Origin of the sequence: Brevibacillus soli, from assembly GCF_044759095.2 — a bacterium.
In the GTDB taxonomy this organism is placed as follows: domain Bacteria; phylum Bacillota; class Bacilli; order Brevibacillales; family Brevibacillaceae; genus JBIYSM02.
Genome location: NZ_JBIYSM020000029.1, coordinates 41,669 through 56,011, shown reverse-complemented (window position 1 = coordinate 56,011; position 14,343 = coordinate 41,669). Strand labels below are relative to the sequence as shown.

Here is a 14,343-nt window from a genome sequence, read left to right as displayed (position 1 = left end):
ACTTTTTATGCGTTCCGGAAAGTTTATTTCAGGACGCTTTCACACGGTGAAGCCCTTAAACTTTCCTACACGATAAATAAAACGCCCTGTTCAAGGGCGTTTTGAAAGTTGCAGCATGTGTGCAACAATTAGCTTATCCAGTTGTTGGCTGATGGCTACAATTTCCGGATCCAAAAAATTATAGCCAACCTCCTTTGCTGCACGTTCCAATTGCTGCCGCAGCTCATCTATCATTTTTCGAGTGATTTCCATGCTGTAAAACCTCCGCCCGACTCAAACTACCATCATTTTACAATAATTGATATTTATTGGAAAGAGGAAAAGTTCGCATTTTCACGCAACTGGGTGCGGGTTTTGTGATATGATTAAAACGAATGTTTGCAATAATGAAAAGATTGGAGAATCGGAATGGCGGAACATTACAAGGTGGATTTGTTCGATCATCGATTAGAGCCCGCATTGAAGGAACTGTACGCCCTGCACCGACAACGGGCAGCAAATATTGACTGGAGCTACCACGAATTTATCCCTTGGGAAAAAGGACGCTGCTTCAAAAAGGAACCGTGGGATCCAAGCCAGCGGACTCTTCCCGATGGAATTTACACGGCAGTTGAAACGGCTCTGTTAACGGAAGTAAACCTCCCCTGGTTTACCACGCATCTCGCCGTTACATTCAAAGGTTCCCTTGAAGTGCTGACACAATTTGTCCACACGTGGACATCGGAAGAAGATCAGCACTCCTCGCTTCTGGAGACATACCTGATTATCACCCGCAACGCAAATCCGCACGAACTTCACAAGCTGCGCAAAACGGTGGTCGAACAAGGTTTTGAACCCGATTTGGAATGCGCACTGGAAACCATGGTCTATACAACCATTCAGGAACTGGCCACCATGGTCTTTTACAACAACGTAGCCAAAGTTGCGAACGACCATGATCCTGACCTCTCCCGTTTGCTGCGTCGCTTGGCCAAAGACGAAACGCTCCACTTCGCGTTTTATCGCGACGCTTGCAAGGCATATCTGGGCATTGATCACAACTTCATCTACTACATCGAAAAAGTGATGACCAACTTCCGCATGCCTGGAGTGGGGATGCCCGACTTTGACAAGCGGATGAACATCGCTGCGACGGAAGCAAACTACGGACCGGTTGCCTACTTCAACCAAGTGTACGAGCATCTCGTCGAATTCTGGGCCGTGAAGGACCTGCAGCCGAGCCGTCCTGAAGCAATGGCGGCAAAAGATCGCCTGCTGAAGCATTACGAGAAGCTGAAACGCATTACGGAAAGACTGGCGGCAAAGGGAATCCAGTAAGAAAACCCAGCCGACTTTAGCTATCCTCGACCCACTCGGCGTTAGCTATCGCTGTGCCGAGTGGGGTCCCTTTCTTCGCCGGGCGGGGCCCCGAACACTTTTCTAGCGGCTGTATGGGATGTCCATTTTTATAAATGCTTATATGCTAAAAACAGCTTCTGTCGAAGCCCCTTCGTAGAAGCTGGTTCTTCCTTAGAGGAAGCTTTTATGCGTTCCGGAAAGCAGCAATCTTTCCTACACGAAAAAGGAAAAACCTTGCATCTCCGATTCGGATGCAAGGTTTTCTGTGGTTATTTGTTCAACACGTGAATCGGACGGCCCAGAGCGAGCTCGGCTGCTTCCATCGTCACTTCGCCCAGTGTCGGGTGTGCGTGGATGGTCAGCTCGATGTCTTCCAGGGTAGCTCCCATTTCGATCGCCAAACCGATTTCAGCGATGATGTTGGACGCTTCCGGTCCGACGATTTGAGCGCCGAGCACCAGATTGGTGCCTTTTTCGGCGATCAGTTTCACGAAGCCTTCTCCGGCATTGACGGACAGTGCGCGTCCGTTGGCTGCAAACGGGAAGCGGCCGGATACATAGTCGATTCCTTTTTCCTTCGCTTCCTTCTCGCTGATTCCCACGCTGGCGCATTCCGGATCAGAGAAGACGACGGCCGGGATCGCTTTGTAATCCACTTCGGCTGCATGACCGGCAATTACTTCTGCCGCCACTTTTCCTTCGTAGGACGCCTTGTGCGCAAGAGCAGGACCTTCGACGATGTCACCGATGGCATATACGTTCGGAATGCTGGTACGGCATTGCTTGTCTACAACCACGTATCCGCGGTCGGTCAGCTTCATGCCGATGTCGCGCAGACCCAGCTCGTCGGTGTTCGGACGACGGCCGACGGTCACCAGCACGTACTCTGCTTCGAAAGACTTTTGTTCGCCTTTTACTTCCGCTTTTACAACGATACCGTTTTCGGTCTCTTCCATTCCTTGTGCGAGCGCCTTGGTATTGATCTCAACGCCCAGCTTTTTCAGCTTGCGCTCTACGAGACGAGTCATCTCCGCTTCGAAGCCTGGCAGAATTTGATCGGCTCCTTCCAGCACGGTTACCTTTGTCCCGAATTTCGCAAATACCGTTCCCAATTCGATACCGATGTAACCGCCGCCGATCACGACGAGGCTCTTCGGAATCTCCGTCAATGCCAGGGCCTCTGTGGACGAGAGAACACGCTTGCCAAACGGGAATGCCGGCAGTTCAATCGGACGGGAACCGGTGGCGATGATGCAGTGATTGAACTTGTAGCGGTTCACATCATAGCCGTGGAAGACGCGCACTTCATTTTCGCTGACGAACAGCGCTTCGCCCGGGATCACCTGGATTTTATTGCCTTTGAACAGCGAGCCAACGCCGCCGGTCAACTGTTTCACGATGCCGTTTTTCCACTCTTGCACCTTGGCGAAGTCCACTTTCACGTTTTCCATGGTAATCCCCATGTTGGACGTGTGCTGCGCATGCTCGTACGTATGGGCAGCGTGGATCATGGCTTTGGACGGAATGCAGCCTACATTCAGGCAGACACCGCCAATTTCCGCTTTTTCCACGACGGCGACGGATTTCCCCATCTGGGCAGCGCGAATGGCTGCCACATAGCCGCCAGGTCCCGCACCAATGACGAGAACGTCTACTTCTGTGGTAAATTCACCTACTACCATTGATTATCCCTCCATGACCAAAAGCGTAGGGTTTTCCAGCAGCTGCTTCACGTAGTTGACGAAACGCTGTGCAGGTTCGCCGTCGATCAAACGGTGGTCGAAGCTGAGCGAAAGGGAAAGCACTTGCCCCACAACGATTTCCCCGTTCTTCACCACAGGTTTCTCGCTGATTCGGCCCACACCCAGGATCGCTACTTCCGGATGGTTGATGACCGGTGTAAAGAACATCCCGCCGGCAGAACCGATGTTGGTGATACTGAATGTGGAGCCTTTCAGTTCGTCCGCCGTTGCTTTGCGGTCGCGCGCCTTCTTCGCCAATTCGTTGATTTCGCCCGCGATTTCGAAGATGGACTTGCGATCAGCCGCTTTTACCACCGGAACGAGCAGGCCTTCATCGGTAGAAGTGGCAATGCCGATGTTGTAGTACTTTTTGTAGATGATTTCTTGTTTTTCGTCGTCGATGGATGCGTTCAGTTCCGGGAACTTTTTCAGGCCGGCTACAACCGCCTTGACGATGAGCGGCAAATAGGTCAGCTTCACGCCGCGCTCTTCAGCCAGCGGTTTTGCTTCCTTGCGCAGGGCAACCAATTCGGTCACATCGACTTCGTCAAAAATGGTGACGTGCGGCGCCGTATATTTGGATTTGACCATTGCCTTGGCGATCGCTTTGCGAATGCCTTTCAGCGGTACGCGCTCTTCCAGTTCACCTGCTTGCGCCGCGTAGTGAACGGTCGGTGCGGCTGCTGCCTGCTGTACGCCGGTTGCCGCAGGTGCTTCTGCTGCCGGTGCGGCTGTTTGCGCTTGAGCCGCCGGAGCTGCTGCTGCCGGTGCAGCTGCGCCGCCTGCAAGGAAACGGTCTACGTCTTCTCGGGTGATACGGCCCAGCTTGCCTGTACCTGGAACGAGTGCCAGCTGCACGCCTTTTTCGCGTGCGTATTTACGTACGGATGGGGTTGCCAGCACGTGTTTGCGGTCAACCGGAGCGGCCACTGCCGTCGCAGCAGGTGCGGCCATCGGCGTGTCAAGCGCCTGATTGGCGTTTGCGCTTACCTGCGAACCGATATCGCAGCCGGGCTCCATTTTGTCATCCGTTTTTGCCGGTTCAGAAACAGCCACGGCAGGTGCTTCTGCATGGCCGTGATCAGGCAGGTTGGGAATTTCGCCTTCCACTTCAAATTCGATCAGCGGATCGCCGACAACGGAAACGGTTCCTTCGGTAACTTTCAGGTCTACTACTTTTCCTTTTACCGGTGACGGAACTTCCACTACGGCTTTGTCATTTTGCACTTCCATGATTACCTGGTCTTCTTCTACGGAATCCCCCGGTTTTACGTGCCATTTGACGATTTCGCCTTCATGGATGCCTTCGCCGAGCTCCGGGAGTTTGAATACGAAACGACTCACGTTGATTCCCTCCTATAAGCGTGAATGAGCGTGCCTAAAGAAGGCGGAAAGCTGATCTTTCCGCCGTTGTTTTATACAAGGAAGCCTAGAAATCAAGCACTTGCGTCAAGGCGTCCACGACGCGTTTTACATCAGGAAGCCAGATGTCTTCCGCCTGTGCGAACGGATAAACAGTGTCCGGAGCCGTTACGCGCAGCACCGGAGCTTCCAGGTGCAGAATCGCCTTTTCGTTGATTTGTGCGATGATTTCCGCAGCGACACCTGCAGATTTTTGCGCTTCCTGCACGACGATGGCACGGTTGGTCTTTTTCACGGATGCCAGCACCGTATCCATGTCGAGCGGGTTGATGGTGCGCAGGTCGATTACTTCCACTTTTGCCCCGCGTGCCTTTTCCAGCTCCTCCGCTGCCTTCAGGCTGGTATGAACCATGGCGCCGTAGGTGATGATGGTAACATCGCTGCCCTCTTTCACCACGTTTGCTTTGCCGAGCGGAATGGTGTATTCGCCTTCCGGCACCTCTGCACGGAAAGAACGATACAGCTTCATGTGCTCAAGGAAGATAACCGGATCGTTGTCGCGAATCGCGGAGATCAGCAGGCCTTTGGCATCATACGGATTGGAAGGGATTACCACTTTTACCCCTGGGGTTTGCAGGAACAGGCCCTCGAGGGAGTCCGCGTGCAGCTCAGGCGTTTTTACGCCGCCGCCAAACGGCGAACGGAATGTAATCGGGCTGGTGTAGCGGCCGCCGGAACGGTAGCGCATACGAGCGGCTTGGGACGCGATCGCGTCAAAGGTTTCAAACACGAAACCAAAGAACTGGATTTCCGCTACGGGACGGAATCCGTTCACGGAGAGACCTACAGCCAGACCGCCGATACCGGACTCGGCCAGCGGAGTATCAAATACGCGGTTCTCGCCGAATTCCTTTTGCAGACCTTCCGTCGCGCGGAATACGCCGCCGTTTTTCCCTACGTCTTCACCGAAGACGAGAACGGTTTCGTCGCGTTTCAGCTCAACGCGCAAAGCATCGGTAATGGCTTGAACCATTGTCATTTGTGCCATGGCTTACTTCGACTCCTTCGCCAGATATTCTGCCTTTTGTTCTTCGAGATACGGAGGCAGTGTTTCGAACATCACGTCGATCAGGTCGGTTACCTTCATCTTCGGATATTCGTCCGCTTTCTTGATGGCGTCGGCTACCGCCTGTTTCGCTTCTTCAATGACAGCCTCTTCGTCTTTTTCGCTCCACAGACCTTTTGCTTCCAGGAACTTGCGGAATCGGATGAGCGGGTCTTTTTGCTCCCACTCGTTTTGTTCTTCGCCGGTACGGTAGCGGGTCGGGTCATCACCGGCCATGGTGTGCGGACCGTAGCGATAGGTCAAGGCTTCGATCAGGGTAGCGCCCTCGCCGCTGATTCCGCGCTCGCGAGCATCTTGAACCGCTTTGTAAACAGCAAGGACGTCCATGCCGTCAACGCGGGTGCTAGCAATTCCGGCAGCCTGGGCTTTTACCGCGATGTTTTCCGAAGCGGTTTGCTTTTCGAACGGAACGGAAATGGCATAGCCGTTGTTTTGGGAGAAGAAGATCACCGGCAGCTTGTATACGCCGGCGAAGTTCATGCCTTCGTAGAAATCGCCCTGGGAGGTTGCGCCGTCACCGAAGTAGTTGATCGCGACGCGTTTTTCTCCGCGAAGCTTGTAACCCATTGCGACGCCGGTTGCCTGGGTACATTGAGCCGCGATGATGATTTGCGGCATAAGAACGTTGACACCTTCCGGAATTTGACCGCCGTGGATGTGTCCGCGGGAGTACAGGAATGCCTGGTACATCGGGAAGCCGTGCCATACCATTTGCGGAATGTCACGGTAGCTCGGCAGAATGAAATCTTCTTTGGACAGAGCGGATTCAGAACCGATCATCGCCGCTTCCTGGCCAGCCACAGGCGCGTAAAAGCCAAGGCGGCCCTGGCGGTTCAAGCTGATCGCCCGCTGGTCCCACACGCGGGTAAACACCATTTTGCGCATCAGTTCACGCAGTTCGTCGTCGGAGAGCTTTGGCATCATGTCAGGAGCAACAACGGTTCCGTCTGGCGCAAGAATTTGCAGCGGAGAGTTGTTGCCTGTTTGTTCAACAGCAGTTGTAACGCTCATCACATTCACCTCTTTACTGGATTGGAAGAAAGGCTTGGAAATTTCACTGGAGCTGAAAGTGCTTTCAAACACTTCCGCAATCCCTGTTATACCTCAGCAACAACACCTGTTCTATGTGTTATAGTATTGATATTACAGGGTTTATTTCCGTTCTGTTATCATTTACTATAAAATCTGTATCAATTTTTTTCAAGGATTAGTTTTCCACTGTGACATTTTGAGGTGAGCCCGCCATGTCCGATTATGTAAAACGCACCATTGTAAAAGAAGAGATTCCGAGCATCCATCTCGATGCTCCCCGTCCCGTCAAAATCTATCTGCCCCCCGGATACAACGAGCTTTTGTCCTACCCTGTCGTCTACTGCCAGGACGGCAACGACTTTTTTACGATGGGACGAATCGCAACCATCACCAACCAGCTGATCTTGGAGGAAGGGATGGAACCGGTCATCATCGTGGGTGTATCCGTTGAGCGGAGCAAACGAACCAGCGAATACTCCGCAGCAGGGACGCGCAACCCAGCCTACAAACGGTTCTTTACAGAAGAATTGCTCCCCTGGATCGAGGAGCGGTATCCGGTTCGCCGTGATGCATCCAGCCGCGTGCTCGCTGGCGATTCACTGGGAGGCACGGTATCCCTGCATCTGGCGCTGGATCAGCCGGAGGTGTTCCCCCAAGTGCTATCCCTCTCCGGCGCTTTCTTCCAACCGACTTTGGATCGCATTGCCGTGGAAGAGACTCTTTCCTGGCTAAACATCTGGATGGTGGTTGGACTTGAGGAAACTGCGGTGGAAACCCATATCGGCACCTTTGACTTCGTGGAATGGAACCGGAGGACCCGGGATCTGCTAACCGCAAAGCAGGCGCAAGTCTCCTATCGTGAGAAGCCCGGCAATCACGTGTGGGGCTTGTGGCAAAAGGAACTCCCCGACGGATTGCGCCACTTTTTTACCAGCGGGTTCTCTTCACGTTAATCCGTTTATCTCTTTGATTTCATCATAACGGTATTGTCTGCCGTCGCTTAAGAAGATGCCCTCATGGGTGGCTTTGTCGATCTCGCCTGCGACCTGTCGGGCGTCGGTTAACACGATGTTGACCACCTTGCTCTCATCGCGCTGCATCTGGTTCATCACCAATTGACGCTGTTTCGCTGAAATCACGGATTCATCCCTCTTTTCCCTCAAGGTAACTAGGAATTTCCAAAAGTTAGGCCTTGGAAACAGCCCCTTGGAAAGATTCGGGGCCACGCCCGACGCAGCAAGGGACCCCACTCGGTACTGCTTTCACTATCGCCAAGTGGGTGGAGCGTTAGCTATGGTCGGGTGGGTTTTTCATGGACACTCATAGTATTTCTTATCGGAAATGGATTTACTCTCTTCTTGATGGGGGGTAGGGGAAATACGATCGTATATTTTTACCTGTTGACGTATTTTTTTAACCTTGCTATACTCAACAGCGTTGCACAGATGATTTCCTCAAGTAAATAATCAAAATCCTCATCGCAGTTCGGGGTGAGGTAGAGGTTGCGGGATTCATCAGTAGCCGGCAGGAGACTACGTGGGGTCAATGAACGCCGGTGAAAGGGAAAACCGCCGAAGCATGAACATGCCACATCGTGTTCATGCTGGGGCTGCATCGAACAGGTGCAGAACTGTCACAGGTGCGTCTCACCTGTGGAGCACTATCTTTTTTCGAACTGGATGCGGGTTTCCCATGGGAAACGCCGTGAACACACGTTCATCGGTGTTTTTTTATTTTTCCAACAGGAGGACTTATTCATGAATCAAACAAACAAATGGGGCTTTTGGCTGCTGACTGCCTTTGTGGTTGGCAACATGGTCGGCTCCGGTATTTTCATGCTGCCGAGCACGCTGGCTCAATCCGCCAGTCCGCTTGCTGTCATCATTGCCTGGCTGCTTACAGGCTTGGGCGTGCTTATGATCGCATTTGTCTTTGGAAATCTGTCGCTACGCCGTCCGGAGTTGACGGCTGGTCCGCAAAGCTATGCGCGTGCCATGTTCCAGTCGCCGCGCGCGGGCAATATGGCCGGTTACAGCATGGTCTGGGGATACTGGGTGGCCAACTGGGCGGGAAACGTCGCCATCATCACCACCTTTGCCGGTTATCTCTCCACCTTTTTCCCTGTGATGCGTGATGAAACCGTGCTGTTTACCCTCTCTTCCTTCCCGATCGAAAAAGGGAAACTGACCACCTTCCTGGTTTGCACCGTCTTGTTGTGGGGAATTCACACCCTGCTCGTCCGCGGTTTGAACGGGGCGGGAAAATTGAACTTCCTGTCCACCGCCACCAAGGTATTGGGCTTTGTTCTGTTCATCTGTGCATGTCTGTTAGCGTTTGACAGCGCCAACATGGGCTCTTTCTACACGCCAGTCGAAGATGAAAACGGCGTCATGCAAAACCTGTCCGGCCAAATCAACCTGGCGATGATCTCCACCCTGTGGGCGTTTGTGGGAATTGAGTCTGCCGTTGTGCTTTCGGGACGCGCCCGTTCCCAACGTGACGTGCGTTCCGCTACGATTGTCGGCTTGTTGATTGCCGTCACCATTTACATGGGGATCAGCCTGCTCACCATGGGCGTACTTCCGCTTGAACAGTTGAAAGCATCCGACAAACCGTTGGTTGACGCGCTTTCCCTGGTCATTGGTAATTCCGGCGCCACCATCATGGCCGTACTGGCGATCGTCTCCTTGACCGGTTCGTCGATCGGTTGGATCCTGCTTGGCTCGGAACCGCCTTTCCAGGCAGCTCGTGCCGGCATGTTCCCTGCCTTTTTCGGCAAAGTGAACAAAAACGGCAGCCCGGTCGGTTCTCTGACCGTAACCAACATCATGTCACAAATGTTTATCTTCTCGACGATTTCCGGCACCATTGCCGAGGCGTTCAGCTTTGTCATTACCATAGCTACACTGGCTACTCTGCTTCCGTATCTGGTTTCTGCCATCTACCAGCTAAAGCTGGTGTTGACCGGGGAAACCTATCAGCAGCAAAGCGGTTCACGTATCAAGGACGCTCTCATCGCGATCCTGGCCATGGCCTTCTCGGTATGGGTTATCAAAACCGGTACGTCCGATATGAAAACGCTCTTGTTTGGCCTCTGCTTGTATCTCGTCGGATTCCTGCTTTACCCGCTGATGCAGCCGCGTCGGAAACCGGATGCTTCCGAGTCTGCACAAGTCGCGATGGAAACGAAATAATCACGGAAAAACAAGGACCGGGTTCTAGAGGCAACCCGGTCCGCTTTTACTTTTTCTCCTTCCGTTCCTGTAAGAGAGATAACAAGGTAAGGATATCCCCCGCCAATACCAAGACAGCAGCCAGGATTGCAAGATCTTCCGTCGACCACTCTCCCTGTTTCCCCACGCGGTCACCGCCCCTATTGCCTATTTTCCCTTACAGTGTATGAACAGATGTCCGGCTCGTGACCGGGCTCCTGTACTGTTTGAATGGATTTTGGGGAAAGCTAGGAGCGATAAGGGGGAATCACCTTGACAGATCCCAACCGTTTACCTGAACCGCCGGACGCTCTCTTGCACGACTTGTACGAGCTGTACTTTCCACCACGGGATGAAGAGATGTACCTTCCCCCGATCGATTGGTCTGAATGGGCCGATCTGGTATAACTCTGATATGGAAAGAAGCGGGGTCGACTCCCCGCCTCTTTTTTCGTGTAAAAGAATGTATAAATTTGGACATCCCATACAGCGGCTAGAAAAGTGTTCGGGGCCCCGCCCGGCGAAGAAAGGGACCCCACTCGGCACAGCGATAGCAAACGCCGAGTGGGTCGAGGATAGCTAATGACGGGTGGGTTTTCTTATGCTGTCAGCACAGCTTCTACCGCTTGCAGTGTCCTGATGATGTCGTCATCAGAGATGTGTCGATGCGTCGTAAACCGGACGACATGCTCGTCAAAATCGACAGCCAGAACGCCTTTCTCCGCGAGGCGGGACAGTAGTTCTGCCGCCGTGAGGTTCACCGTTTCTGTCCGGACAAGCACAATGTTGGTTTCCACCGGAAGTACTTCCAGGGACAGCTTGGCCAGCCCTTCGGCCAACAGTTGAGCCCGGTTATGGTCTTCCTGAAGCCGTTCGACCATCTCGGTCAAGGCGAGGATTCCCGGCGCCGCCAAATACCCAGCCTGCCGCAAGCCGCCGCCCAGCTTTTTGCGCCACCAGCGCGCTTCTTCAATGAACTCGCGGCTGCCTGCGAGGATGGAACCGACTGGAGCGCTTAATCCCTTTGACAAACACACCTGGACAGAATCCGTCCAGCGGGTAAATTCGCTGACATCCCTTCCCAACGCCACAGCGGCGTTAAACAGGCGCGCCCCGTCCAAATGGACACCGACGCCGTTTTGGTTGGCTATTTCGTATACTTCCTTCATCTGTTCCGGTGACACGACTGCGCCCCCCGCGCGGTTATGGGTGTTTTCCATGCACACCAGCCTGGTCCGCGGGAAGTGAATGTTCTTTCCGCGAATCGCAATCGCCACGTCTCTTGCCTGCATCGCGCCTCGTATACCGGTTACCGTTCTCGTCTGTACCCCGGCCAAAGCGGCTACCGCTCCCCCTTCGTAATAAAAAATGTGGGAATCGGCCTCCAAAATGACTTCATCGCCGTTGACGCAGTGGGTCAAGACCGCTACCTGATTGCCCTGGGTACCGCTTGTGACAAAAAGCGCCGCCTCTTTGCCCAGTCGCTCTGCCGCAATGCTTTCCAAACGATTTACGGTAGGGTCCTCGCCGTAGACATCATCCCCTACTTCCGCTTCCGCCATGGCGCGGATCATCGCTTCCGTCGGTTTCGTCACCGTGTCGCTCCGCAAATCTATCAACATGGAACTTCTCTCCCTTCTTCTCTGTACATCTGGTACCATCATAGCACTTTCTCCATTGCTTTTCGATTTCTCTCTTTGTTACTATAAAGGAGATCAATTTTCCAATGTTAGGAGACCTGCCCCCATGAAAGTAAAAATTACACGCAACGCCGCCAAGCAACTGTCCGAGGTACTGGCACAGGAAGAAGATAAAGATCTGAAACTGCGCGTCTACGTTACACATAAACACGGCGATCACGCTCACTACGGCCTCGCGTTGGACAAACCGGGCGATGACGATGTGGTCGTCTCTACCGATAAGGAGATTGACGTCGTGGTGAAAAAAGACGAAGAACTGCTCGATGGTGTTGTAATCGACTATCTGTACCTGCCGGAAGAAGGCTACGTGATCACCAATCCGACCAAAGGCAACACGGGAGATCATTAATCGATCGCAAAGAGGCAAAACCCTCTACCAATTCGTAACGGGTAGAGGGTTTTCGTTTGCTAGAAACCAGCGTTTTCATGATCCAGTAGATCTTTCGGCACATCCTTCAACAACGGGGTCATCTGTCCCTCGACATGCAGCATCAGCAGGCGGTGAACGGGTCGCGTCATGGCGACGTAAAGCAGTTTTGCATCCATTTCGCTGGTTGAATAGCTGTCTACGTCGAGTAGAATCACCACATCAAACTGCAATCCCTTGGTCAGGTAGGCGGGCATCGCGCTTACGCCCCCGGGAAACGCTGTGTCCTTGCTGCCGAGCAGGGTGATGTCGGGCAGGCTGGATCGCAGCGCTTTGTAAGCATTTTTACTTTCCTCGATCGTTTTGGTTACGATCGCGATGGTTTGAAACCCTTCCTTACGGTACTCCTCCACACGACGAGTCACTTGTTCCCACTGTTCCGTCCGACTGGGCACCGGGAGCAGGATCGGCTTTTGTCCATGCCGCAGCACCGGTTTGGCCAGCACCGTCTCCGGCAGGCTGATCGCTTTCAGTACCTGGTTGGCGCAGCGCATGATTTCTACAGTGGAACGGTAGCTTTGCGCCAGCGTGTAGTACTCGGCCCGCAATGGGGTAAAAACTCCCTCCAGAAGCTCTTCCCAGGAATGCAGGCCTCGATAGGAGTGAATGCCTTGGGCGATATCGCCCACGATAGTGACCGACTGACGCTTCGTCATCATCGCAATGACGGCGATTTCCAAGGCGCTTAAGTCCTGTGCCTCATCCACGACAGCATGATCGAACTGTCTTGCATGATCCAGTCCTTCCAACAGGTGCTTGAGATAGAGCAGCGGAGCGAGATCCTCCGCTTCGATTCGTTCCTGCTCATACAGTTCACGGGAAGAACGTGAGATATGCTCAATCTCCTGATCGGATAGTTCCTGGGGAGCCAACCTTCGCAGACGCTCCGGGTCGCTCATCAGCTGGCGGTACAGTGTGAACACATCCGGCTTGGGAAAAACGGCCAGGTACCTGTCCAGGATCTGCTCCAGCATTTTTTCAAACTTGGCCAATCCCTGCTTGTCCAGATCGACTTTCAGCTCGCGAAGATGGGCGAACAGTTGTTTGTTCATTTCCTGCTTCAGATGTTTGCGCAGCGCCTCCACCCTGTTCTTGTACGGCAGATTCCGAAACTGTTCGGTAAACAACTGCTTGATGATGCTGCCCTCAATGGTAAAAACCTGATTCGTCCTGTTGTATACAAAGCTTAGTTTTTTATAAGGAATTTCTTCTTCCACAATATGCCGCAGGCAGTTTTCCAGCGTTTCCCGACATTCGAGCGAGCCTTTAAAATGGAGACGGTCCCATGCCGTCTCCTGCTCCCGGCGGTCCTGTCCCGCTTCAAAAAACAGGATCAGCGGCTTGTTCGGATCGGCAATCCGCCAGCCTTTGGGCAGCAACGGTTTGACCATGCGCGCGGCCCAATCGATGAAGGTGGACTGCTGTACATCGTCCACTCCAAGCTCCGGCAGTACTTCGGAGATGTAGTTGAGGAACAACCGGTTGGGTGCGAATACCATAAATTTTTTGGACGCAATCGAATCCTGATAATTGTAAATCAAGTACGAGAGTCGATGCAGGGCAATGGTGGTTTTCCCGCTGCCTGCCACTCCCTGAACCACGACCGGCCGATCCTTTTCCGCCCGGATGATGTCGTTCTGCTCGGATTGGATGGTAGCGACAATATCTTTCAGCCTGCTGTCGTTCGTCTGATTCAGATTGGCTGCGAGGAACTCATCAATGAACCCTTCCTGTAAAAATTCATCAGGATCGCCCATCTCACGGTGAATGGTTTCCTTGAGTGCCCCGTCATAAATCCCCGTAATCTTTCCCTTCTCGATGGCAAAATTGCGCTTCAGCTTCACCTCTCCGCGGACGATCCCTTTGCCTGTGCGATAAAACGCATCCTTGCTCTCTCCGCTGTAGTAAAGGCTGGCAATCGGCGCGCGCCAATCGACTACGATGGCATCGAACGTATCACTCTTGACGATGCCCCGTTTGCCGATGTACACACTGTCCAGCTCGTACGTCTCGTCTTTCAAAAAATCGACCCTGCCAAAGTACGGTTTGTCCCTTCCCTGCTCTTCCAGATAGCGCAGGTCCTTTGCTTTTTTGGAGTTGACCACCTGTTTGACGTAATCGTCGGTCGCCTCTCTTATGTCCTGCCTTATCATCTCAATTTCCCTATCAATCTGTTGAACGGTCTGATCCAACCGTTTTTGTTCCATTTCATAGTCCCGATGATGGATCATCACGCGCATCCCCCTTTATAGAGGATGTTTAAAAAGTCCGGGAAACATTGCCGTCGCATCTCTTCGTTGCGTCGTCGCTCCGCTGCGCAGCACAGGACGTGCAAGTGTCGGCGTTGCCCCAGGACGGGGCGCTCTTAGCCGACCTCGCGACTTCCGCGCCTCGATGTGCAAGT

General features: G+C 53.2%; 13 protein-coding genes and 1 riboswitch. Of the genes, 5 read left to right on the top strand and 8 right to left on the bottom strand.

Translation table 11 applies throughout. The features are described 5' to 3' along the window. Window positions 1-90 precede the first annotated feature (90 nt). Entirely contained in the window at window positions 91-252 is a 162-nt protein-coding gene (locus tag ACE99V_RS13235; protein ID WP_400491565.1) for a Spo0E family sporulation regulatory protein-aspartic acid phosphatase, read from the bottom strand. 156 nt (window positions 253-408) lie between these two features. On the opposite strand from ACE99V_RS13235, the gene ACE99V_RS13230 reads away from it, so the two are divergent. Next, window positions 409-1,317, top strand: a complete 909-nt coding sequence (locus tag ACE99V_RS13230) for an acyl-ACP desaturase (RefSeq protein WP_400491564.1) — start codon at window positions 409-411, stop codon at window positions 1,315-1,317. 290 nt (window positions 1,318-1,607) lie between these two features. On the opposite strand, the gene lpdA is transcribed toward ACE99V_RS13230, so the two are convergent. The 4 genes from lpdA to pdhA form a co-directional block, all read right to left on the bottom strand. After that, on the bottom strand, window positions 1,608-3,020 hold the full coding sequence (gene lpdA / locus ACE99V_RS13225; protein ID WP_400491563.1) for a dihydrolipoyl dehydrogenase: 1,413 nt from the start codon (window positions 3,018-3,020) through the stop codon (window positions 1,608-1,610). A gap of 3 nt (window positions 3,021-3,023) precedes the next feature. Next, window positions 3,024-4,424 carry a dihydrolipoamide acetyltransferase family protein gene (locus ACE99V_RS13220; protein WP_400491562.1) on the bottom strand — a complete coding sequence of 467 codons (1,401 nt, stop codon included), beginning with the start codon at window positions 4,422-4,424 and terminating at the stop codon, window positions 3,024-3,026. 85 nt (window positions 4,425-4,509) lie between these two features. Then, window positions 4,510-5,490 (bottom strand): alpha-ketoacid dehydrogenase subunit beta, encoded by a 981-nt coding sequence (locus tag ACE99V_RS13215; RefSeq protein WP_400491560.1) that lies wholly within the window; start codon window positions 5,488-5,490, stop codon window positions 4,510-4,512. A gap of 3 nt (window positions 5,491-5,493) precedes the next feature. Continuing rightward, window positions 5,494-6,579, bottom strand: a complete 1,086-nt coding sequence (gene pdhA / locus ACE99V_RS13210; protein WP_400491559.1) for a pyruvate dehydrogenase (acetyl-transferring) E1 component subunit alpha — start codon at window positions 6,577-6,579, stop codon at window positions 5,494-5,496. A 233-nt stretch (window positions 6,580-6,812) separates the two neighbouring features. Between pdhA and ACE99V_RS13205 the strand changes: the two genes are divergently transcribed. Further along, complete coding sequence (locus ACE99V_RS13205) at window positions 6,813-7,553, top strand: alpha/beta hydrolase (protein WP_400491558.1); 741 nt, start codon at window positions 6,813-6,815, stop codon at window positions 7,551-7,553. Here the strand turns inward: ACE99V_RS13205 and ACE99V_RS13200 are convergent. After that, entirely contained in the window at window positions 7,545-7,739 is a 195-nt protein-coding gene (locus ACE99V_RS13200; RefSeq protein ID WP_400491557.1) for a hypothetical protein, read from the bottom strand. The genes ACE99V_RS13205 and ACE99V_RS13200 overlap by 9 nt on opposite strands. Before the next feature lie 349 nt (window positions 7,740-8,088). Further along, window positions 8,089-8,271: riboswitch (Lysine riboswitch) on the top strand. Window positions 8,272-8,357: 86 nt separating this feature from the next. On the opposite strand from ACE99V_RS13200, the gene ACE99V_RS13195 reads away from it, so the two are divergent. Together ACE99V_RS13195 and ACE99V_RS13190 are read left to right on the top strand one after the other, a co-directional pair. Beyond that, a complete protein-coding gene (locus ACE99V_RS13195; protein ID WP_400491556.1) occupies window positions 8,358-9,794 on the top strand; it encodes an amino acid permease in 1,437 nt (478 codons plus the stop codon). A gap of 291 nt (window positions 9,795-10,085) precedes the next feature. Further along, window positions 10,086-10,220 (top strand): hypothetical protein, encoded by a 135-nt coding sequence (locus ACE99V_RS13190; RefSeq protein WP_400491555.1) that lies wholly within the window; start codon window positions 10,086-10,088, stop codon window positions 10,218-10,220. Between the two features lie 191 nt (window positions 10,221-10,411). On the opposite strand, the gene ltaE is transcribed toward ACE99V_RS13190, so the two are convergent. Next, window positions 10,412-11,434, bottom strand: coding sequence for a low-specificity L-threonine aldolase (gene ltaE / locus ACE99V_RS13185; RefSeq protein WP_400491554.1), 1,023 nt, complete (start codon window positions 11,432-11,434; stop codon window positions 10,412-10,414). Window positions 11,435-11,558: 124 nt separating this feature from the next. On the opposite strand from ltaE, the gene ACE99V_RS13180 reads away from it, so the two are divergent. Beyond that, entirely contained in the window at window positions 11,559-11,861 is a 303-nt protein-coding gene (locus ACE99V_RS13180; protein WP_400491553.1) for a HesB/IscA family protein, read from the top strand. A gap of 59 nt (window positions 11,862-11,920) precedes the next feature. On the opposite strand, the gene ACE99V_RS13175 is transcribed toward ACE99V_RS13180, so the two are convergent. Then, the gene (locus ACE99V_RS13175) at window positions 11,921-14,173 is read right to left on the bottom strand and encodes a HelD family protein (RefSeq protein WP_400491552.1); all 2,253 of its coding nucleotides are present in this window, start codon (window positions 14,171-14,173) and stop codon (window positions 11,921-11,923) included. Between the last annotated feature and the right edge of the window lie 170 nt (window positions 14,174-14,343).